The sequence below is a fragment of the Thioalkalivibrio sp. ALE9 genome (assembly GCF_000377445.1).
Taxonomy (GTDB): Bacteria; Pseudomonadota; Gammaproteobacteria; order Ectothiorhodospirales; family Ectothiorhodospiraceae; genus Thioalkalivibrio.
The window spans coordinates 279,947-299,227 of record NZ_KB898122.1; the positions used below are offsets into that span (position 1 = coordinate 279,947).

The following is a 19,281-nucleotide window of genomic DNA, read 5'->3' on the forward strand; positions in this document are numbered from 1 at the left end:
CGTTGCGGACTCGTTGCATGGCTTGTTGCGTCTTCGGGGGTCTCTCGTTGCATTGTTGCGCCCCCGGGGTGTGCAACCGTGCAACGAACGCTGCCCCGGCTCATTTCGCACCCCCTTTGTTCGGGGTCAGCCCCAGGGCTTTCAGGTGTCGGGAGACGGTGGAGCGGTTGATATCCAGCTCGCTGGCGATGTCCACCGGCCTGAGCCCGGTCTCGTGCAGATCCTGGATGCGCTCGCGGGTGGAGTCTTCGACCGTGCGGCAGCTCCATTCCAGGCGGTCGCCTCGCTGTTCCAGGCGGGCCTCGAACGGCTCCACGTCCTCGCCATGGATGCCGCGCGCTTTCTCGAAGTGAACCTCGAACGCGGCCCCCTGGTCGGGCGAGTACTCGGCAGGCCGGCGCAGATTGATTACCGTATCCAGCACGTCCTCGCGGCGGCTGGTGCCTCTCTGCGCACCGCCTTTGCCCGCATGGTGGATGAACAGCACAGACCGGCCGGCGGCGCGGTGTCGTAGTGCCCAGGTCTGAACCGGCAGCCAGGATTCCGCCTCGTTCTCCTTGCCGCCATGGGCAAGGGTGCTGAGGTTGTCCACTACGATCAGGCTGGTGTCATCGGGCAGGGCGGCGTCCACCGCAGCCTGGCCTTCCTGGCTTGCCAGATTCGGCATGCCGTCTCGGTGCAGGTCGGGTGTCAGCAGGTGGAATGCATCAGCGGTTGCCTCCGCATCGCTGGCGGCCACGATCCCGGCAAGGCGCTCCTGCATTGCTGCGGCTGGCATTTCGCCGTCCAGGTACACCACAGTGGCCGGTGCCGTCGCATGCCAGCGACCGAACAGACTTCCACCGCTGGCGACGGCGTAGGCGACGTGCAGCGCGACAAAGGTCTTGCCGACTCCACGCGGCGCAAACAGCATCGCCAGCCCTTGCCGGGGCAGCCAGGGAGACAGCAGGTTCTCGCGCGGAGGGAATGGCATTGCCAGGAAGTCGCCCAATGCCACCGGGTGCAGTTTGGGACCCGATTCGAGTTCGGCCGCGCGTTCGTCCAGGTAGGCCAGTCCACGATCAGACATTGGCGCCCACCTCCCGGGCCGCCGCCCGAATCCGGCCTGCGGCCTGTGCGAGACGATGCATATCCTGTTCGGTGGGGGTGCGCCCCTGGTGTACATCGTCCGCCACGACCACGACCAGCAGGGCTTCATGCGCCACGGCCTCGAGCGCATCGCGTGGCACCCAGCGTTGCCCTGGCCGCAGCGGACTGCGCGCGTCGGGGGCTTTCGGCGGGAACAGGTCGCGCAGCTCGAGCCCTACCGCCTGCATGACCTCGGCAGCGCCGCAGCCGGCGAAGCAATGGACCAGGACAGTGCCGTCATCGGTCTCGCGAATGGACAGGCTCGGGCTGCGGTCTCCATGTGCCGGGCAACAGGCCAGCCACCGGCCGGCGCCGGTGCGCTTCACCTTCTCCAGGCGTGCCAGCAGACGTTCGGCCGGCGGCTCGGTGCTATACTCCCTGTCGGGTGCTTCGCCGCGCCCTTCCCCCGCGCCCCGCGCCGTCCCAGCGGCCGGGGCGTTTCCATGTGTATTAAGCATCGGCACCCCCTCCGCGCTCTGCTTCCCATTTCTCAATGTCGGCCACGCGCCAGCGCGTCACGCCGGGGGTCAGCTTTATCGGTTTCGGGAAAGTGCCTTCACGCGCCCAGCGCCACGGCGTTTTAGGGTGAACGCCGAGCCGGGCAGCGAGTTGCTTATCGGAAAGGTGGGTCGGTTTTGTTTGGTTCATTTGTCTGCACTCCGTCGTTTGCAGTAGCGACGGGTGCAGGATTCCAAGGCGGAACCTGGCAAGCCTTGGATGCTTGCCAACTTTCTACAAGCGTTTGCGGATCGTGTCCTCCGATTCGGCCAGGTTCAGGTTCCGCTTGACCCGGCGCGCCAGCTCGGACCTGTTGCCTGCAAACTTAGGGATTTCTTGAGCGATCCGTTTGGCCTCCTGCCGCCAGCGTTCCCACTGCGCTTCACGAATCGGCTTCAGCTCCTGGTTGCGCTTCTCTGCGGCATGGGCATATTGCCTTTCGACGCCGTCAACCCAGCGGTCATGCTCCGCGTTGTTCCAGTTCTCGGCTAGCTGAAGCATGTAGAACTTCGCTTCATCAATATCGCCCTCGGCCAGGCGCGCCGCCGCGATCTCGGCATGGCGAAGCATTACGGGCCTCTGCGGCAGATGCTCCGGTAGCTTCTCGGCATAATCTCTGTGGTCCGCGATCCATTGCTCCGGGGCTTCCGGCAAGGGTGAGCGGGCGGCTACGTTTTTCTTGTGCTTCCGCTGGGCTGCCGCAAACTCAAAGCCTTCGACCATTTGTTGCCATTCGTCCCGGGTCACGCCTGCGCCTCCCGCATCGGCACCACGTCGCCCGTGGTGGTGGGTTCGTTCAGGAACCGCGCCCAGTCCGCCATCATCCGCGTGCGCTGCGGCAACAGTTCGTCGCGGGCGTAGGCCGCTCGGGTGGCGTCGCTGTTCACGTGGGCAAGGGCCAGCTCGGACACTTCGTCCGGGTACGCGGTGCGGTTCCGGGCCCAGTCTTTGAAGGTGGACCGGAACCCGTGGGGCACCACCACACGCCCGGTGCTGGGCTCGGTGTAGCCCATGCGCTTGCATAGGGCGCTGATACTCATGTCGGAAAGCTCGCCGCCGCGCGGGGCCGTGAACACGTGGCCGCTGGCGCTGCGGGGCAGGGACTCCAGCAGGGCCACGGCATCATCCGACAGGGGCACGCGGTGGGCCTTGCCCGCTTTCATCCGTTCGGCGGGGATCGTCCAGACCCCGGCGGTCAGGTCGATTTCATCCCATGTCGCCTTGCGCACCTCGCCGGAGCGGGTCGCGGTCAGAATCAGGAACTCGAGCGCCCGCGCGCTCACGCCGCTGCGCCCCCGCAGGACCTGCATGAACTCGCTGGCCTGCTCCCACGGCAGGGCGGGGTAATGCTGGATGCGCCGTTTCTTGGAGATCCGGGGCATGATCTCCTCCAGGTTCTCGGACCACCGGGCCGGGTTCTCCCCGTCGCGATAGCCGGACACCTTGGCGTACTTGAGCACCGACTCGATCCGCTGGCGCAGGCGGCTGGCCGTTTCGTTCTTCTCGGTCCAGATCGGATCAAGCACGGCCTTAACGTGGGGCACTTCGATGGACTCCACCGGCAGGGAACCGATGGACGGGAAAGCGTAGTGTTCCAGCGACCGTATCCAGTCGGCCCGGTGTTTCTCGTTTCGGAACTCCTGCGCTTTCACCTGGTGGCATTCCCGGGCCACGTCCGCAAATGTCTTGCGCTTGGCCTGCGCGGCCCGTGCGGCGTCTCTCGCGGCCTTCCGTTCGGCCACGGGGTCGATGCCCTCTCGGATTTGTTGCTTGGCCTCACGCGCCGCGTCACGTGCTTGTGCAAGCGTCACCTCGGGGAACGGTCCAAGCCCCATATCGTGCCGCACCGCGTATTCCTTGCCCGTGGACGAAACGCGCCGCTCGCCCGTGGAGTAGCGCAGCACCCAGGACGTGGCCCCGGTCTTCGTCACCTGTAGCAGCAGGCCCGACACTCCGCCCACCGGGTGAAGCCCCGGCTTGTTCTCCAGGCGGCGCACCTCGGTGGCCGTCAGTTCCTTCGCTTTCTTTGGCATGCAGCACCTCACAACCGACCCAACAAAAAGGGTGTAATTGGATGCTACTAGCCGCGACCCCATGAAACAAGGGTAACGGGGAAAAAACAGGCAGGGCAGTCGTTTAGCGCCGAATTGCTACTAATCGTTTCCGGGCGGCGGGTGTCCTCCGCTCCACCAAACACCTGAAAAAGGCCTGCCTCGTGCAGGCCTTTTTCTTTTTGGGCGGGTTATGGGCCCGCGTGGCGCCGGGGCAATGTTCGTCTGCGCGGTGCGGTCCGGCGGGCGAAGGGCTCGGGCTCGTGCTGGCGCACGAGTGCGGCGAGGGCATCGGCCGGCAGGGGGTGGCTGCACAGGTAGCCCTGCCAGGCATCGCAGCCCTGGGTGGCGAGAAAGCCGAGTTGCGCGGCGTTTTCCACCCCCTCGGCGAGAACATCCAGCCCGAGGTTGTGCGCCATGCCGATGATGGTGACGGCCAGCTCGGCGTCGCTGCGATCCTCGGGCAGGTCGCGCACAAAGGTCTGGTCGATCTTCAGGATGTCGATGGCGAATTCCTTCAGGTAGGCCAGCGACGAATAGCCCGTGCCGAAATCGTCGATGGCCAGTGCCACGCCCAGTTGCTTGAGCTGTTGCAGGGTGCCGCGGGTCGTCTCGGCCTGTTCCATCAGCGTGCTTTCGGTCAGCTCGAGGGTCAGGCGTCGGGCCGGGAGACCGGTTTCCTGCAGGACCTGTCGGACCTGGTGAAGCAGGCCCGGTGCGGCGACCTGGCGGGCCGACAGGTTGACCGAGATCTCCAGCGGCGGCAGTCCGGCCCGGTCCCAGTCAACGACCTGACGACAGGCCTCGCGCAGGACGAACGCGCCGACATCCACGATCAGCCCGGTCTCCTCGGCTAGCGGGATGAAGGTATCCGGTGCGATCAGACCTCGTTCCGGATCGCGCCAGCGTACCAGGGCCTCGACACCTGTGATCGCGCCCGAGGCGGTCTTCAGCTGGGGCTGGTAGAACACCTCCAGTTCGCCCTGTACCAGCGCGCGGCGCAGGCGGTTCTCGATCTCCAGGCGCTGGCTGGCCGCAGCGGTCAGTGCGGTGCGGTAAAAGCAGAAGGTGTTGCGCCCGGCGTCCTTGGCCTCGTACATCGCGGCATCGGCCTGGGTGATCAGGTCGCCGGCCTCGGTGGCATTGTCCGGAAACAGGGCAATGCCGATGCTGGCGCCCACCTGGAGGTCGCTCCAGCCCCCGACGGCGAAGGGTTCCGCGATCAGCGCCAGCAACTGGCGGGCGCGCGCCTCGAGTTTCCGGTGATCGGCCGCGTCTTCGATGATCACAACGAACTCGTCGCCGCCGATGCGCGCGATGGTGCGCGCCTCGAAACGCGTCTTCAGGCGCTCGCCGAGGATTTGCAGCAGGTCATCGCCGACCCGGTGACCCAGGCTGTCGTTGACGGTCTTGAAGCGGTCGAGATCGACGAACAGGATGGCCAGGCATCCGTTCGCGTCACGGGCCTGCTGCATGGCATCGTGCAGGCACTCCTGCAGCAGCGTGCGGTTGGGCAGGCCGGTAAGCGGGTCGTGGCCGGCCTGGTAGGCCAGTTCGGCCTCGTGTGTGCGCAGGCGGGCCTCGGCCGCCCGGCGCTGCTCGACCTCCAGCGACAGCCGGGTGGTGAGACGCCGGTAATAAAGCGCGGCGAGGCCGCTCAGCAGCAACAGGCCCGCCAGGAACCCCAGCAGGACCTCGGGTCGGGCCTCCCAGTAGGCGCGCAGGTCGACCACCACCGGACGGTCGTAGGGCGGACGGCCGAGTTCTTCCAGCAGGGTGTGAACCGAGGCATAGGACAACGGCGCCGACCAGCCGTGGTAGCCGCCGGCGCGCACCGCGGGATGGTCGGACGGCAGGCTCAGCAGGGCGATGCTCACCGCCTCCGCTAGCGGATCCGGCGTGTGTTCCAGGCGCGAGAAGGGCCATTCCGGATACAGGCGGGTGGAGTGGGCGAACGGGAACTCCGCGGTCTCCCGGGGTTCCAGGACGCGCAGTGCCCCCGGGGCGAGGGTGTCGGCCCGGAGCTGGCCCTCCAGTACGCCGGTGCGCACGATGCCGGCATCGGCGTCTCCGGCGAGCAGCCCCTCGATCACGCGGTGGTGTGGCATGCCGGTGAATTCAAGGGCGGCGAGATCGTCCTGTGGCTCCACGCCCGCGTTACGCAGCGCCTCGTGGCCCGCCAGCCAGCCGCCCAGCGAGTCCGCGTCCACGGCGAGCAGTCGCTGGCCTCTCAGGTCGTCCAGGGACTGAAGATCCGCGCGGTCGTCACGCACCAGGATGGTCCCGCCGAACTGGCGGATAGGCTGGCCCTGTTCCTCGGCGATCAGGGTGGCCAGGCGGGTAATGCCCTGTCCGGCCTCCAGGCGTACGTAATGTCCGGTGTTGGTCAGGACGAAATCGATGTCGCGCGCGGCGACGGCCCGATTCAGCTCCGGGTAGTTCAGGGCCTGGATACGGAATTCGGCCGAGTCGATCTGCGCGCTCAGGTAGTCGGCGGTGGGCTGCCACTGGGCAGCGGTCTGGCCGGCGTCGAGGAAGGCCAGCACACCAATGGTGTACACCTCGGCACCGTCATGATCTCCGGCCATCGCCGGCGCGGCGCCGTACAGCGCGGAGAGCAGGGTCAGCAGACGGGAGAGGGGGGACCGGAGGCGCATCGGCAAGAGCCTACTATGAGAAGGGACTTGCCGTACACGCTCCCGGCTGGAGGGCCGTACTTGACCGGCCTGTGGATGAGGGGCGATCACGCGGCAAGCAAGGTCGCCGCCGCGTGACCGGAGGGGTGGACTACCAGCTCTTGTAGGGCAGGAACTTGCCGTTCCAGGTGATCTTCACACGGTCGCCCTTGGGGTCCTCGACCTTGTCGATGTCCATGGTGAAGTCGATCGCGCTCATGATGCCGTCGCCGAACTTCTCGTGGATCAGGGCCTTCATGGTGTCGCCGTAGACGTTGATGGCCTCGTAGAAGCGGTAGAGCACCGGGTCGGTCGGGATGGTCTTGTCCCAGTCCTTGTGCGGGAAGACCTGCAGGGCCTGGGCGACCTCCGGGCCAAGCCCCAGGAAAGTGGCCAGTTTGTCGGCCTGGTCGCTCTCCAGGTGATTCATGCCGTAGCAGGCGGAGGTCACATAGACCTCGTGCAACCCGGTGGCCTCGGCGATCGCGGCCCAGGTGGTGCCGCGGTTCTCTTTCGCCTCGAGGATGGTGGTGGTCATGGCGCTCTTGCTGAGACTCATCGTGTGCTCCTTGAAAGGGATAGAGGGAAGGGTTCAGACCGCGCGGACCATGCGCGGGCCGGGTTCGGGATCGGCCTCGGGCCGGGCCGGGTTGACGATGCGCGGACGGTGGCGCGGATTTTCGCCGCGGGCGGCCGCCTCCTGAGCCTTCGCGGACATCGCCTTGGCGCCGTCAACCAGGAAGTCCACCAGGTGGTTGCGGATCGGGTAGTAGGCCTCCTCCTGATGCAGGGTGGCCCGTTTCCGCGGGCGCGGGATGTCGATCTTGACCGACTCGGCGACCTGGGCATGCGGACCGTTGGTCATCAGCAGCACGCGGTCGGCCAGCAGGATCGCCTCGTCCACGTCGTGGGTGATCATGAACACGGTCTGGTGGGTCTCCGACCAGATCTTCAGGAGTTCTTCCTGGATGACGCCGCGGGTCAGGGCGTCCAGGGCCCCGAACGGCTCGTCCATCAGCAGCAGTTTGGGTTCGATGGCAAAGGCGCGGGCAATCCCCACGCGCTGGCGCATGCCCCCGGAGAGCTGAGCGGGCTTGCGGTCCATCGCATGATCCAGGCCCACCATGTGCAGATACTTCTCCGCGTGTTCGCGGCGCTTGGCCTTGCTCCAGTGCGGCCAGCGGGCGCGTACCGCGAACATCACGTTGTCGCGGGCCGACAGCCAGGGCAGCAGGCTGTGGTTCTGGAAGATCACGCCCTGGTCGAGGCTCGGGCCCTTGATCTCCTTGTTGTCCATGATCACGTTGCCGTCGGTGGGCGTGGCCAGGCCGGCGAGCACGTTGAGGATGGTGGACTTGCCGCAGCCGGAGTGACCGATCAGGCAGACGAATTCGCCCTTTTCGATGTCCAGGTCGACCCCCTCGAACACCGTCATGAGGTCGTTCGAATCGGGTTGCGGGAAACGCTGGCTCAGGTTCTCGATTTCGAGGAATCCCTTGCTCATGGTTGTACTCCTGGTTGGGCTGCGCCGACTCAGTCGGCGTAGCGCACGAGTTTGGTGGCCTGGGCGAGGGAGGCATCCAGCAGGAAGCCGACAATGCCGATCATGATGATCGCGAAGATCACGCTGGCGAGATCGAGGTTGTTCCACTCGTTCCAGATGTAGTAGCCGATGCCGGTACCGCCCACGAGCATCTCGGCGGCGACGATGACCAGCCAGGCAATGCCGATGGAGATGCGCATGCCGGTCAGGATGGTCGGGGCCGCGGCGGGCAGGATCACGGTGAATGCCGTGCGCACTTTGGACAGCTCATGGGTCTTGGCCACGTTCAGCCAGTCATTGCGCACCGAGGCGACGCCGTAGGCCGTGTTCACCAGCATCGGCCAGATCGAACAGATGAAGATCACGAAGATCGCCGAGATGTTCGAATCGCGGATCACGAACAGGGCGAGCGGCATCCAGGCCAGCGGCGAGATTGGCTTGAGGATCTGGATGTAGGGATCGAACGCCTTGTTCAGCAGCGGCGACATGCCGATCACGAAGCCGAGCGGGATGGCGATCAGCGCGGCCAGCGCAAAGCCCAGCAGGACGCGGTAGATCGAGTAGGCCAGCTGGATGCCGATGCCCTTGTCGTTCGGCCCCGCGTCGTAGAACGGGTTGCTCAGTTCGCTGAATGCATGGCTGAACACCTGTGTCGGGGCGGGGATGCCGCTGCTGGAACTGCGGTCCGTGCCAGCTCCCATCAGTTGTTCGTATTCGCTCAGCTCGCCCTGCTGGGGCGCGAGGACCTCCGGGGCGGTGGCGAGTTGCCACACACCCAGGAAGACCACGAGCATTACCAGCGAGAGGACGGTCGCCCGGAAGTTGAGATTGCTCAACATGGCTTAGCTCCTGCGGATTTCGAAGCTGTCGAGATAGCCTTCCGGGTCGGTGTAGTCGAACACCTTGCCCATGATCTCGAAGTTCTTGTACGTGTCGCTGGGGGCCTCGTAGCCCAGCTCGGTCATCACCTCGGCACATTCGCTGGCCAGGAAGACGTCTTCGGCCAGGCGGTTGTAGTCGAAGTCTCGATCCACGTACCCCCAGCGCTTCATCTGCGTGAGGATCCAGGTTGCCATCGAGTGCCAGGGGAAGGGGTCGAAGTCGATCCGGTGCGGGTCGTTCTGCACGTTGCCCAGGCCGTCGGCGTAGCGACCGGTGAGCACCTGCTCCACCACCGACTGCGGCTGGTTGAGGTAGGCGCGCGGGGAGATGGCCTCGGCGATCTCGGCGCGGTTGTTGATGTCCGAGCTGTACTGCGTGGCCTCGATCAGCGAGCGGAACAGGGCCCCGAACGTGTTGGGATGCTCGTCGGCCCAGGCCGCGGAGCAGGCGAAGGCGCAGCACGGGTGCCCGTCCCAGATATCCTTGGTCAGCATGTGAATGAAGCCGATGCCGTCCCAGACCGCGCGCTGGTTGAACGGGTCGGGGGCCAGGTAGCCGTCGACGTTCTCGGCGCGCAGGTTGGCCACCATCTCCGGCGGCGGGACGACGCGGATGCTGATATCGCGATCCGGGTCCAGCCCGTGTTCGGCGACCAGGTAGCGCAGCAGGAAGTTGTGCATGGAGTACTCGAAGGGCACGGCGAAGGTGAAGCCCTTCCAGTCCTTCGGGTCACGCTTGTCCTGGTGCTTGTTGTGCAGGGTGATGGCCTGGCCGTTGATGTTCTCGACCGCCGGCATGATGTAGTGCTCGCGCGAGGAGCCCGAGCCCAGGGTCATGGACAGCGGCATCGGCGAGAGCATGTGCGAGGCGTCGTATTCACCCGACAGCGACATGTCGCGGGCGACGGCCCAGCCGGCGGTCTTGATCACGTCCACGTCGAGGCCGTGGCGCTCGTAGAAGCCCATCGGGTGGGCCATGATGATGGGGGTGGCGCAGGTGATCGGCACGAAGCCGACGCGCAGCTTGGTCTTCTCCAGCGGCCCGCCGTCCTTGATCGCGGCCTTCACCTTGTCGAGCGGCAGTATGGAACCCAGAGCCGCGGCCAAGGTGCCGCCGCCCAGCATCTGCAGGAAGCGGCGACGGTTGATCTCGTTGTGGCCGAACATGCCGCGGACGATGGCGCTTTCCACGGCGCGGTCGATCATGCCCTCGTCGCTCAGGTCCTCGCCGGTCTGGTGGGCGTCGGCCTGCACGGGGTCATGGGTGGCGCGGTGCTCCAGTTTTTCTTCCAGGTCCGGGGACGCGGTGTCGAAGCAACTGCAGCTCCCGGGGCCGGTATGGCCGTGGCGGCAGCTGGAGCCATGGCGCAGGTCGGCATTGGCGTCAAAGGGATCGTGAAGACTCTTGGTCGGCATGGTCGGCTCTCCTCGTGGCTCGAATCGATGCGGGCATCTTTGCCGCGCATGTCGAGAGTCTTTGCAGGTGCCATGCCAACGGGTGGAAACGGTTGCACCGGGGCCCCCACAGGGCCACGGCCGGCCGACACTTTGACGTCATTTCGGGCAATGCGGACGAATCGTCCCTTCGCGCCGGGGGCGGCGCTAAGTCGTTTCGATGCCGAGCTTTTTCAGGCGGTAGCGCAGCTGGCGCGGGGTCAGCCCGAGTTCCAGGGCGGCGCGGGTCTTGTTCCCGCGCGCCCGCTCGATCGCCCGCGCCAGGCGCTCTGCCTCGGAGGCGTGCACACGCTGGTAGGGGCGCACCGCGCTGGTGCAGTCTGCGCCGTAAGGGGGCGCCGGCGCGGCTTCGCGGGGCGCTGCCGACGAGGGCTCGGTGTGCGAGCCCAGGGGCTCACGCTCGAACGGACTGATGCGGGACTCCTCGTGTAGGATCTCGTCAATCAGCGGTGTGCCGATGCGGCCGTCGGTGGACAGCAGCACGGCCCGCTCGAGTACGTTTTCCAGTTGCCGGATATTGCCCGGCCAGTCGAAGGCCTCCAGGCGCTCCAGGACGCCGTCATCCACGACCACGTTCCAGCCGTGCAGGTGGGTGTAGCGGTCGAGGAAATGACGGGTGAGCAGGCGGATGTCGCTGGCGCGGTCGCGCAACGCCGGCATGTGCAGCGGGATCACGTTCAGGCGGTAGAACAGGTCGAGCCGGAACTCCCCGGCATTCACCGCGGCCTGCAGGTTCTGGTGGGTCGCGGCGATGATGCGCACGTCCACCGGAATATCGCGCGAACCGCCGATCGGCTGGACCACGCGCTCCTGCAGCACGCGCAGGATCTTCGATTGCAACGCCTCCGGCATGTCGCCGATCTCGTCCAGGAACAGCGTGCCGCCGTCGGCCAGGGCGATCTTGCCGGTCTTGGCGCTGGAGGCACCGGTGAAGGCGCCCTTTTCGTGGCCGAACAGTTCGGATTCCAGCAGATCGGCCGGGATCGCGGCGCAGTTGATGGAGATGAACGGCTTGGCGCTGCGCTGGCTGATCCGGTGGATCATGCGCGCGATCTTTTCCTTCCCGGTGCCGGAGGCCCCGGTGACGAGGACGGTGGCCTGGGTGTCCGCGATGCGGTGGACCTGCTTCAGGACATGGCGCAGGGCCGGGCTCTCGCCGAGGATGCCGTATTGCCCGCCCTGGGTGTCCAGGGCGCTCTTCAGATAGCGATTCTCCGAGACCAGTTCGGCGGTGCGTTCGGCGATCAGCTGGTGAATGCGCAAGACCTGGCCGATCATGCTGGCGACCACCCGCAACAGGTTCAGGTCGTCCTGGAACTGGCGCGAGCGGCGGCGCAGGCGATGCACTCCGAGGACGCCGATGGCGTGTTCGTCCTGCACGATGGGGACGGCGATATAGGCGACGGTCTCCTGCGGCAGGGTGGAGCGGTCGATGGCGCGCGCGAGATATTCGGGCTCGTTGTCGATGTCCTGGATCAGGGCGATCTGGCCGGTCTTCATCACGCGCCCGGTGACGCCTTCGCCCAGGCTGTAGCTGCCGCGGTCGCGCTCGGCGTCGGTCAGGCCGTAGGCGTGGCGGATGCGTAGCTGTCCGCTGTTCGGGTCCGGCAGCAGGACGCGGCCGCGGTTGAGGCCCAGCAGCTGCGACATCATCCCGAGGATGCGATAGATGGCGGCGTCCGGGTCGCCGGAGCGGCCCATGAGCTTGGCGACCTCCAGCAGCAGGGTGATCTCCTGCTCCCGCGTGGCGAGGTCGGGCGGGGTCGAATCGGATGCGTGTTGCGAGGCCATGGGTGGGGATATGCAGAAACCCTGCCAGTGCGCCCAAGGCGGTTTGTACAGGTCTGGCGCAGCAGCGGCGCGGTCCGTTTTGGTGCTGGTGCCTCGTGATGGGGCGGGGCGGCGCACCGTTGGCTTGCACGCGCCTTGCCGGGTGAGGGAAAGAGGCCCGGCCGGGGTGGCCGGGCCCATGGGGTCCCGCTTGTGGGGATTATCCCTCGGCGTGGTAGCTGCTGCGCTTGATCAGGCGCACGCAGATGGCGTCCAGCATGTAGCCGATGATGCCGATCACCAGCACGAAGGCGGCCAGTTTGTCGTACTCCAGGGTATCGCGGGCATCGTTGATCGCGTAGCCCAGCCCCGAGGTGACGCCGAGGTATTCCGCCGGGACCAGCACGATCCAGGCGACCCCCACGGCCAGGCGGATCCCGGCAAACACATCCTGCGCGATCGCGGGCATCACGATGTAGCGCAGGGTGTGGTACGGGTTGGCCCCCAGGTTGTTGCCCACCTTCAGCCACATCGGGTCGATGCGCTGTACCCCGTGCGCGGTGGCATAGGTGATGGGCCAGACGGCGGCAATGGCGATCAGGAAGATGATGGCCGCGTCCCAGGTGGCGAAGGCCAGCACCGCGATCGGCATCCAGGCCAGCGGCGAGATCATGCGCAGGAACTGGAACGGCACATGGGTGACCTGCTTCAGGGTCAGGAAGTAGCCGATCATCACCCCCAGCGGGACGCCGATGGCGATCGCATAGGCCAGACCCCAGCCCACGCGGTACAGGCTGGACTCGATCGGCTTCCAGACGTTGCCGGAGACGACCAGGTCCCAGAATGCGGCCAGCGTCGGCCCGGGGGCGAAGCTGGCAAAGGCCATCGTGTCCTCGTTGTTGGCGATGGCCCAGCCGCCCCAGTACCACAGGGCGAACAGGCCGGCGATCCCCAGTGCCGGGTATTGCAGCGCCCGGCGGGCGCGGTCGGCGAACCGCAGAAGCGGCATCAGCCGCTCCACGGTTGTGGGGTCGACGGAGAGCGTGGCTTCGCGGTTCATAGGACCACCACCTCCTCGCGGGCGAACGGCGAATCCATGTCCACACCCGGGGCACCCTGCCACGCGGTGTGGGTCTCCATCGCCTTGCGCACGAAGTCGTAGTTCACCAGATCATCCTTCACGAAGTCCGGGTCCAGGCCTTCAAGGAAGGTGGTGTCGCCACCGACCAGGGTCTCGTTCATCGCGCCCACCAGCATTTTCGTCGCGGACGGGTAGGGCCAGGGCGAGAAGTCGATGCGGCCGTTCTCCCATTCGGGGTGACGGATCGCGCCGCTGTCGGCGTAGGTGCTGTCGTCGTGGTAGTTCGTCATCGCGCGTTCCACCACGTTGGCGGGCATAGGCAGGTAGCCCTTGCCGTCACGCGAGAGCATTGTGGCGATGCTCTTCTTGTCCTCCTGGATGGTGCCCTGGGCGCGGACCACGGCGTTCATCACCTTCTGCGTCCACTCCGGCTCGCGGTCGGTCAGGCGCTCGTTCATGCAGACCACGCAGCAGGGATGGTTCTTCCAGATATCGCCGGTAAAGCGCAGCACGTTGCCGCGGGCCAGCAGCTCGCCGGCCGCGTTGAACGGCTCGGCGACGATGTAGGCATCGATGGAGCGCGCGGCGAGGGCCGGCGGCATGTCCGGCGGCGGCATGATCATCAGGTTGACCTCGTGCGCCTCCAGCGCCGAGCCCTGGTCGCGGATCACCGGCGTCAGGCCGGCGTCGCGCAAGGCCATCTGCATGACCACGTTGTGCATCGAATACCAGTAGGGGACGGCCACGCTCTTGCCGCCCAGGTCGGAGAACGACTGCACGTCGACGTGGCGCCCGGTGACCACGGCAGAGCCGTTGGTGTGGGCCCAGGACATGATCTTGACCGGAAAGTCGTTCTGGTAGCGCATCCACAGCGGGATCGGCTTGAGCAGATGCACCAGGTTGAAACGGTTGGCGGCGAAGGACTCGATCAGCGGCGACCAGCCGCGGATCAGGGTCGGGTCGGCGACCTCCAGGCCTTCGTCCTCGAAATAGCCCTCGGAGTGGGCGACCAGCAGCGCGGCGGCATCGGTGATCGGGATGTAACCGATACGCACGACGCCGTCGAAGTCACTGACGACGCCCTCGGGTTCCTCCAGGCTGCCCGGTTCGGCACCGAACAGCGAGCCGGGCAGGGCCAGCCCGGTGCCGGCCAGGCCGCCGACGGCGGCGGTGCGCAGGAAGTTGCGACGGGAAAAGCTGCGGTCCAGCAGGCTGTCCAGCTCGCGGTCGATGTCATGGTGATTGTCGCAGTTGCACATGGTGGTGGTTCCTCGGTCAGGGTCGGGCAGTGGCGGCGGTGGATCAGGCAGCGCGTACGCGTGCCCGGGATTCGGATGTGGTCGGTTCGGTCGCCTGGCTTTCGTCTTCCGTGTCAGGCGAAGCGGTCTCGGACTCGGCGGCTTCCGGAGCGGTGCTGGGGCTTCGAGTGGCTCCGAAGTAGCCCATCAGTTCGGCCTTGCGGTCGACGAAGGCCTGGCTGTTGCGGTCGCGGGGGTGGTCGATTTCGATGCTCAGCTCGGCGGTGATCGTGCCGGGGTTGGAGCCCATGACCAGCACGCGGTCGGCCATGGCCACGGCCTCCTCGATGTCGTGGGTGACGAACACCACGGAGATGCCGCGCTCGCGGGCCAGGCGGGTGACCTCGTCCTGCAGGGCGACCCGGGTGAAGGCATCCAGAGCCGAGAACGGTTCATCGAGCAGCAGCAGCTCGGGGTCGGTGGCCAGGCTGCGCGCCAGGGCGACACGCTGTTGCTGGCCGCCGGAGAGCGACTGCACGTTGACCTCGGCCTTGTCGGTCAGGCCGACGGTCTCCAGCAGTTGGTCGATGCGCTCGCGCATGTCGCGCTTGCGGCCCTGGAAGATCAGGCCCAGCGAGGCGTTCTTGCGCACGGTCATCCAGGGGTAGAGCGAGGGCTTCTGAAACATCATGTTCCAGCGCGGACTCGGCTTGATCACCTGGTGGCCGTTGATGCGCACGCAGCCATCGCTGGGCATCAGCAACCCCGCGAGCATGTGCAGCAGGGTGGACTTGCCGCAGCCACTCTGGCCGATCAGGGCCACGGTCTCGCCCGGCGCGATGTTGACCTGGATGTCCTTCAGCGTGGGGGCTTCCTGCCCGGGATAGTGATGGGTGATGTAGTCGATGGAGATGGCGGCGCCCATGGCGTGTCCCTCTTGATCCTTCGTTCATGAGCCGCCGGGCGGATCGCTTCGGCGGCGCGTTCAGGAAGGTTCCTTACAAGGGGCGTGCCAAACCCGTCCCGATCCCCGGGGCTTTCATCCACCGGGGGTTGGAAACGGCGCGCTGATGCGAAATACCGGGCGGCACGCAGGGTGCGCATGCAAGACGGACCGATTCGGCGCCGGGAATGGAGAGTGGACAATCCGGACAAAGCGGCCGATTCCGGGTGGACAAAGTGGACGGATTGGCCGCCGTGGGAAGCGACGATTCCGGGTTGAATGCCCGGAGATGGCTTTGTGCTGCGGCATGCACGGTGTTGGCACGGCTTCTGCACCGGGGTGGTCGACCCGGTCGAACGCCGGGGATCCACGAATCTCAACCGCGAGGAGTACCACCATGTCCGTAGCCGAAGCCACCACCTCCCTGTCCGTCAACGGCCTGGAGCCGATCGATCAGGACGGCCTGAACGGCCTGGCCGCCAAGGGCAAGGCCAATCCCGAAAGCATCGTGACCCTGAAGGCCACCACGGTCTGCGAGGGCAAGTTCCGCAACCTGACCTACGTGCGCGATCTGGATGCCCACGTGATCGACGAGCCGCCGCACCTGCTCGGTGACGACACCGCGCCGAATCCCTCCGAGGCCGTTCTCGCCAGCCTGGGCGCCTGCCTGTCGGTGGGCATGCACGCCAACGCGATCGACCGCGGCATCACGCTGACCAAGCTCGAACTCACTCTGGAAGGGGATATCAACGTGACCGCCGTATGGGGCGTGGGCGACACCGACGTCAACAAGCACCTCGGTTTCTCCGACATCCGCGTGAAGGCGCACCTGGAAGGCGATGCCAGCGAGGAGCAGCTCAAGGACCTGGTGGCGCATGCCGACTTCTGGTCGCCGGTCGCCAACACCATGCGCAACCCGGTCAACGTCAGCGTCGAGCTGGCCTGAACCGGTTACTGGATCTTTACGGGAGTAAAACCCAATGCTCGAAACCCGCACTCAAGACGTGACGGGGGTGTCGCCGGCCGCAGGGCCGGCGGATGCCGACGCCGCGCTGCAGGCGCTGGTGGAACGCGACCTCGCGCCACTGACCGCCCGTATCGACCGCGAAGGCCTATACCCCGAGGATTTTCTGCGCGAGGCTGGCCGCCTCGGCGCCTTCAATCGCCATCTTGCCAGCCAGAACGCCAGTGGCACCACCGACATTGCCAGCGCGATCCGCGCCACCGAGGTGATCTCGGCCGAATGCATGACCACCGGGTTCGTGGCCTGGTGCCAGAACGCCTGCGCCTGGTACGTGGAGAACAGCAGCTCGGACACACTCAAGCGCGAGGCGCTGCCGAAGCTGGCCAATGCCGAGGCGCTGGGCGCCACCGCGCTGTCCAACCCGATGAAATGGTTCGCCAACATCGAGGACCTGAAACTCTCCGCCGAACGCGTGGACGGGGGCTATGTGGTCTCCGGGTCGCTGCCCTGGGTGTCCAACCTGGGCGAGGATCACTACTTCGGCGCGATCTTCCGGACCACCGACGCGAACCCGCGCCCGGTGATGGCGCTGATCAACTGCGCCGACCCCGGCTTCAGCCTGACGGCCTGCCCCGAGTTCACGGCCCTGGAGGGGTCGCGCACCTTCGGTTGCCACTTCGACCGCGTATTCGTGCCCGATGCCCACGTGCTGGCCGACTCGCTCCCCGAGTACATCCGCCGGATCCGTCCGGGCTTCGTGCTGCTGCAGATGGGCATGGGGCTGGGGCTCATCGACGGCTGCCTGCGCACGATGCGCGAGGCCAACGAGACCCTGGCGCACGTAAACGGCTATCTCGACGACCAGGTCGGCGAACTGGAAGAGGCCCTGGAGGACGGGCGCGCGGCCTGTTATGCGCTGGCCGAGACGCCGTTCGACGAATCCGAGCGGTTCTTCGCGGACGTGCTGCAGATGCGCCTGACCGGGTCCGAGCTGTCCCTGCGCGCGTCGCAGTCGGCCCTGCTGCACTGCGGGGCGCGCGGCTACAAGGCGGATGCGTCGGCCCAGCGCAAGCTGCGCGAGTCGTACTTTGTGGCCATCGTGACACCGGCCATCAAGCACCTGCGCAAGGAGCTTGCGCGCATCCACGCGCACTGAAACCACCACCCACGGTCGGGGCCCCCGGGCCCCGGGCCGAATCAAGGAATCGCCATGCTGGAAATCACTACCCGAATGGATCCCGAGGCGGCCGTCGACACCCTGAAGGCGGCGATCGATGCCCAGGGCCTGAAGCTGGTCTCGCATATCAATGGTCAGGCCAACGCCGCGAAGATCGGGGTCGAGGTGCCGACGGATCAGATCCTCGAGGTCTTTCACCCGAGCTACGCGGTGCGTGTCTGGGAGGCCTGCAAGCCTGCGGGCATCGACATCCCGTTGCGTATCCATGTGTCCGGTGATGGCGACATCCTGCGTATCAGCACGCGTTCCGCGCGGGAGGTGTTCGCGCCGTGGGCCAACCCCGACCTGGAGGCCATCGGATCCGAACTGGACCCGAAACTGCAGGCCATTCTCGACGCCGTGGAGGCCGCGTGATGAGTACCGAAACCGACGCATTCAAGCGCTATATCTGCAAGGTCTGCGGCTATATCTACGACGAGGCCAAGGGCGATCCGGATTCCGGCCTGGCGCCGGGGACCCGCTTCGAGGATATCCCCGACGACTGGTACTGCCCCGACTGCAACGTGACCAAGGCCGACTTCACCGCGCTGGAACCGCGCGCCGAAACGGCGGACGCGGGCGCCGCCGCGATGGCCTGGAGTGCCGGGAGCGGTATGGCCGACCCGGATGCGGTGGTGATCGTCGGTGGCGGCATGGCCGGCTGGGCCCTGGCCGAGGCCCTGCGCGAGCGGGATCCGCGGCGGACCATCCGCCTGCTGACGGCCGACTCGGGCGATTACTACACCAAGCCGCGGATCTCCAACGCCTTCGCGCACGGTACCACGGTCGAGGACCTGGTCGAAGAGACCGGATCGGCGCGGGCGGCGCGGCTCGGGATCGACCTGATGCCCTTCGTGCGGGTGCTGGATATTCACCGTGCGCAGCAGCGCCTTATCACAGCGCGCGGGGGTGTGCCGTACGGCCAGCTGGTGCTGGCCACTGGCGCCCGGCCGCGCAGGATGGCGTTCCCCGGCGGCGCCACGCCCCCCCTGGCCGTGAACACGCTGGAGGACTATCGGGCCCTGCGCGGGGCGCTGGAGGCCGGTGGCGGCGCGCCTGCCCATACCCGGGTGGCCATCATCGGGGCAGGTCTGGTGGGCTGCGAACTGGCGGACGACCTGGCGGCCGGTGGCCACCCCGTGCACCTCGTCGAATGTGCGTCGCAGCCGCTGGCCGGGCTGTTGCCCCGGTCGCTGGGCGATGACCTGCAGCAGGCACTCGCGAATCATGGCGTGCAGTGGCACACCGAGGCCACCGTCGAGCGCATTGAACCGGTAACGGAGGCGACGCAGCGCCTGGTGCTGGCGGGCGGCGAGACCCTCGAGGCCGAGGTCGTGATCAGCGCCCTGGGCCTGGAGCCCCAGCGCGAGCTGGCGGAGCGCGTGGGCCTGTCCTGCGACCGCGGGATCGAGGTGGATGCGCTGTTGCGCACGACCGATCCGGCGATCTTCGCCCTGGGCGATGGCTGCGAGTTCGAGGGGCGGCTGCGCCCGTACGTGGAGTCCCTGCGTGGCCAGGCGGCGGCGCTGGCGCGGACCCTGTCGGGCGAAGCGACGGTCTACCGACCGGATGCCGGTGTCGTACAGGTCAAGACGGGGAGCCTGCCGTTGAATGTCTGCCCGCCGCCGGTGGATACCGGGGAATGGGTGGAGATCAGCGCCGATGGGGCCGGGCGCCACCTGGAATATCACGCCGACGGACGGCTCGCCGGCTTCGCCCTGTCGGGGCGGCACGCGCGGCGGGCGCGCGAACTGGGGACCTGCCTGGGCAAATCAGTGGCGGATCCCCGGGCGCGCCTGGCGTCGTGATGCGCTACCGGGCCGGCGTGGCCGGCCCGG

General features: G+C 66.8%; 18 protein-coding genes. 4 read left to right on the plus strand and 14 right to left on the minus strand.

What is annotated here, in order from left to right; translation table 11 throughout:
- Positions 1-100: 100 nt before the first annotated feature.
- The 14 genes from D106_RS0101295 to D106_RS0101360 all read right to left on the minus strand — a co-directional run bounded on the left by D106_RS0101295 (position 101) and on the right by D106_RS0101360 (position 15,245).
- Positions 101-1,069 carry an AAA family ATPase gene (locus D106_RS0101295; RefSeq protein ID WP_018878954.1) on the minus strand — a complete coding sequence of 323 codons (969 nt, stop codon included), beginning with the start codon at positions 1,067-1,069 and terminating at the stop codon, positions 101-103.
- Positions 1,062-1,586, minus strand: coding sequence for a hypothetical protein (locus tag D106_RS15215; RefSeq protein ID WP_018878955.1), 525 nt, complete (start codon positions 1,584-1,586; stop codon positions 1,062-1,064). Before D106_RS15215 ends, D106_RS0101295 begins: the two co-directional genes overlap by 8 nt.
- On the minus strand, positions 1,579-1,776 hold the full coding sequence (locus D106_RS14500; RefSeq protein WP_081620041.1) for an AlpA family transcriptional regulator: 198 nt from the start codon (positions 1,774-1,776) through the stop codon (positions 1,579-1,581). The genes D106_RS15215 and D106_RS14500 overlap by 8 nt, the downstream gene beginning before the upstream one ends.
- An 84-nt stretch (positions 1,777-1,860) precedes the next feature.
- Complete coding sequence (locus tag D106_RS0101310) at positions 1,861-2,373, minus strand: hypothetical protein (protein ID WP_155986294.1); 513 nt, start codon at positions 2,371-2,373, stop codon at positions 1,861-1,863.
- Positions 2,370-3,659, minus strand: a complete 1,290-nt coding sequence (locus D106_RS0101315; RefSeq protein WP_018878957.1) for an integrase arm-type DNA-binding domain-containing protein — start codon at positions 3,657-3,659, stop codon at positions 2,370-2,372. The genes D106_RS0101310 and D106_RS0101315 overlap by 4 nt, the downstream gene beginning before the upstream one ends.
- 209 nt (positions 3,660-3,868) lie before the next feature.
- Positions 3,869-6,334, minus strand: coding sequence for an EAL domain-containing protein (locus tag D106_RS0101320; protein WP_018878958.1), 2,466 nt, complete (start codon positions 6,332-6,334; stop codon positions 3,869-3,871).
- Between the two features lie 130 nt (positions 6,335-6,464).
- Positions 6,465-6,911 (minus strand): cyanase, encoded by a 447-nt coding sequence (cynS, locus tag D106_RS0101325; RefSeq protein WP_018867291.1) that lies wholly within the window; start codon positions 6,909-6,911, stop codon positions 6,465-6,467.
- Positions 6,912-6,944: 33 nt separating this feature from the next.
- Positions 6,945-7,856 carry an ABC transporter ATP-binding protein gene (locus D106_RS0101330; RefSeq protein ID WP_018867292.1) on the minus strand — a complete coding sequence of 304 codons (912 nt, stop codon included), beginning with the start codon at positions 7,854-7,856 and terminating at the stop codon, positions 6,945-6,947.
- 29 nt (positions 7,857-7,885) lie between these two features.
- Complete coding sequence (gene ntrB / locus D106_RS0101335; protein ID WP_018878959.1) at positions 7,886-8,734, minus strand: nitrate ABC transporter permease; 849 nt, start codon at positions 8,732-8,734, stop codon at positions 7,886-7,888.
- Positions 8,735-8,737: 3 nt separating this feature from the next.
- Positions 8,738-10,192: an ABC transporter substrate-binding protein gene (locus tag D106_RS0101340; protein ID WP_018878960.1), complete on the minus strand. Its 1,455-nt coding sequence runs from the start codon at positions 10,190-10,192 to the stop codon at positions 8,738-8,740.
- 186 nt (positions 10,193-10,378) lie between these two features.
- A complete protein-coding gene (locus tag D106_RS0101345) occupies positions 10,379-12,022 on the minus strand; it encodes a sigma-54-dependent Fis family transcriptional regulator (RefSeq protein WP_018867295.1) in 1,644 nt (547 codons plus the stop codon).
- Positions 12,023-12,221: 199 nt separating this feature from the next.
- Positions 12,222-13,061, minus strand: a complete 840-nt coding sequence (locus tag D106_RS0101350) for an ABC transporter permease (protein ID WP_018867296.1) — start codon at positions 13,059-13,061, stop codon at positions 12,222-12,224.
- Positions 13,058-14,341: an ABC transporter substrate-binding protein gene (locus D106_RS0101355; protein WP_018878961.1), complete on the minus strand. Its 1,284-nt coding sequence runs from the start codon at positions 14,339-14,341 to the stop codon at positions 13,058-13,060. The genes D106_RS0101350 and D106_RS0101355 overlap by 4 nt, the downstream gene beginning before the upstream one ends.
- Positions 14,342-14,384: 43 nt before the next feature.
- Entirely contained in the window at positions 14,385-15,245 is an 861-nt protein-coding gene (locus tag D106_RS0101360) for an ABC transporter ATP-binding protein (protein WP_018867298.1), read from the minus strand.
- Positions 15,246-15,660: 415 nt separating this feature from the next.
- Between D106_RS0101360 and D106_RS0101365 the strand changes: the two genes are divergently transcribed.
- Genes D106_RS0101365 through D106_RS0101380 form a run of 4 tightly spaced genes read left to right on the plus strand, consistent with a single transcriptional unit; the run spans position 15,661 to position 19,251 of the window.
- On the plus strand, positions 15,661-16,209 hold the full coding sequence (locus tag D106_RS0101365) for an OsmC family protein (protein WP_018878962.1): 549 nt from the start codon (positions 15,661-15,663) through the stop codon (positions 16,207-16,209).
- Positions 16,210-16,243: 34 nt separating this feature from the next.
- A complete protein-coding gene (locus D106_RS0101370; protein ID WP_018878963.1) occupies positions 16,244-17,383 on the plus strand; it encodes an acyl-CoA dehydrogenase family protein in 1,140 nt (379 codons plus the stop codon).
- Positions 17,384-17,437: 54 nt separating this feature from the next.
- Positions 17,438-17,818 carry a DUF302 domain-containing protein gene (locus tag D106_RS0101375; RefSeq protein ID WP_018876837.1) on the plus strand — a complete coding sequence of 127 codons (381 nt, stop codon included), beginning with the start codon at positions 17,438-17,440 and terminating at the stop codon, positions 17,816-17,818.
- Complete coding sequence (locus D106_RS0101380) at positions 17,818-19,251, plus strand: FAD-dependent oxidoreductase (protein ID WP_018878964.1); 1,434 nt, start codon at positions 17,818-17,820, stop codon at positions 19,249-19,251. Before D106_RS0101375 ends, D106_RS0101380 begins: the two co-directional genes overlap by 1 nt.
- Positions 19,252-19,281 lie beyond the last annotated feature (30 nt).

What these genes read in the sequence shown, in the direction of transcription:
- D106_RS0101295 (WP_018878954.1), bottom strand. Translation starts at nt 1,069, where the DNA reads ATGTCTGATCGTGGACTGGCCTACCTGGACGAACGCGCGGCCGAACTC.
- D106_RS15215 (WP_018878955.1), bottom strand. Translation starts at nt 1,586, where the DNA reads ATGCTTAATACACATGGAAACGCCCCGGCCGCTGGGACGGCGCGGGGC.
- D106_RS14500 (WP_081620041.1), bottom strand. Translation starts at nt 1,776, where the DNA reads ATGAACCAAACAAAACCGACCCACCTTTCCGATAAGCAACTCGCTGCC.
- D106_RS0101315 (WP_018878957.1), bottom strand. Translation starts at nt 3,659, where the DNA reads ATGCCAAAGAAAGCGAAGGAACTGACGGCCACCGAGGTGCGCCGCCTG.
- D106_RS0101320 (WP_018878958.1), bottom strand. Translation starts at nt 6,334, where the DNA reads ATGCGCCTCCGGTCCCCCCTCTCCCGTCTGCTGACCCTGCTCTCCGCG.
- cynS (WP_018867291.1), bottom strand. Translation starts at nt 6,911, where the DNA reads ATGAGTCTCAGCAAGAGCGCCATGACCACCACCATCCTCGAGGCGAAA.
- D106_RS0101330 (WP_018867292.1), bottom strand. Translation starts at nt 7,856, where the DNA reads ATGAGCAAGGGATTCCTCGAAATCGAGAACCTGAGCCAGCGTTTCCCG.
- ntrB (WP_018878959.1), bottom strand. Translation starts at nt 8,734, where the DNA reads ATGTTGAGCAATCTCAACTTCCGGGCGACCGTCCTCTCGCTGGTAATG.
- D106_RS0101340 (WP_018878960.1), bottom strand. Translation starts at nt 10,192, where the DNA reads ATGCCGACCAAGAGTCTTCACGATCCCTTTGACGCCAATGCCGACCTG.
- D106_RS0101345 (WP_018867295.1), bottom strand. Translation starts at nt 12,022, where the DNA reads ATGGCCTCGCAACACGCATCCGATTCGACCCCGCCCGACCTCGCCACG.
- D106_RS0101350 (WP_018867296.1), bottom strand. Translation starts at nt 13,061, where the DNA reads ATGAACCGCGAAGCCACGCTCTCCGTCGACCCCACAACCGTGGAGCGG.
- D106_RS0101355 (WP_018878961.1), bottom strand. Translation starts at nt 14,341, where the DNA reads ATGTGCAACTGCGACAATCACCATGACATCGACCGCGAGCTGGACAGC.
- D106_RS0101360 (WP_018867298.1), bottom strand. Translation starts at nt 15,245, where the DNA reads ATGGGCGCCGCCATCTCCATCGACTACATCACCCATCACTATCCCGGG.
- D106_RS0101365 (WP_018878962.1), top strand. Translation starts at nt 15,661, where the DNA reads ATGTCCGTAGCCGAAGCCACCACCTCCCTGTCCGTCAACGGCCTGGAG.
- D106_RS0101370 (WP_018878963.1), top strand. Translation starts at nt 16,244, where the DNA reads ATGCTCGAAACCCGCACTCAAGACGTGACGGGGGTGTCGCCGGCCGCA.
- D106_RS0101375 (WP_018876837.1), top strand. Translation starts at nt 17,438, where the DNA reads ATGCTGGAAATCACTACCCGAATGGATCCCGAGGCGGCCGTCGACACC.
- D106_RS0101380 (WP_018878964.1), top strand. Translation starts at nt 17,818, where the DNA reads ATGAGTACCGAAACCGACGCATTCAAGCGCTATATCTGCAAGGTCTGC.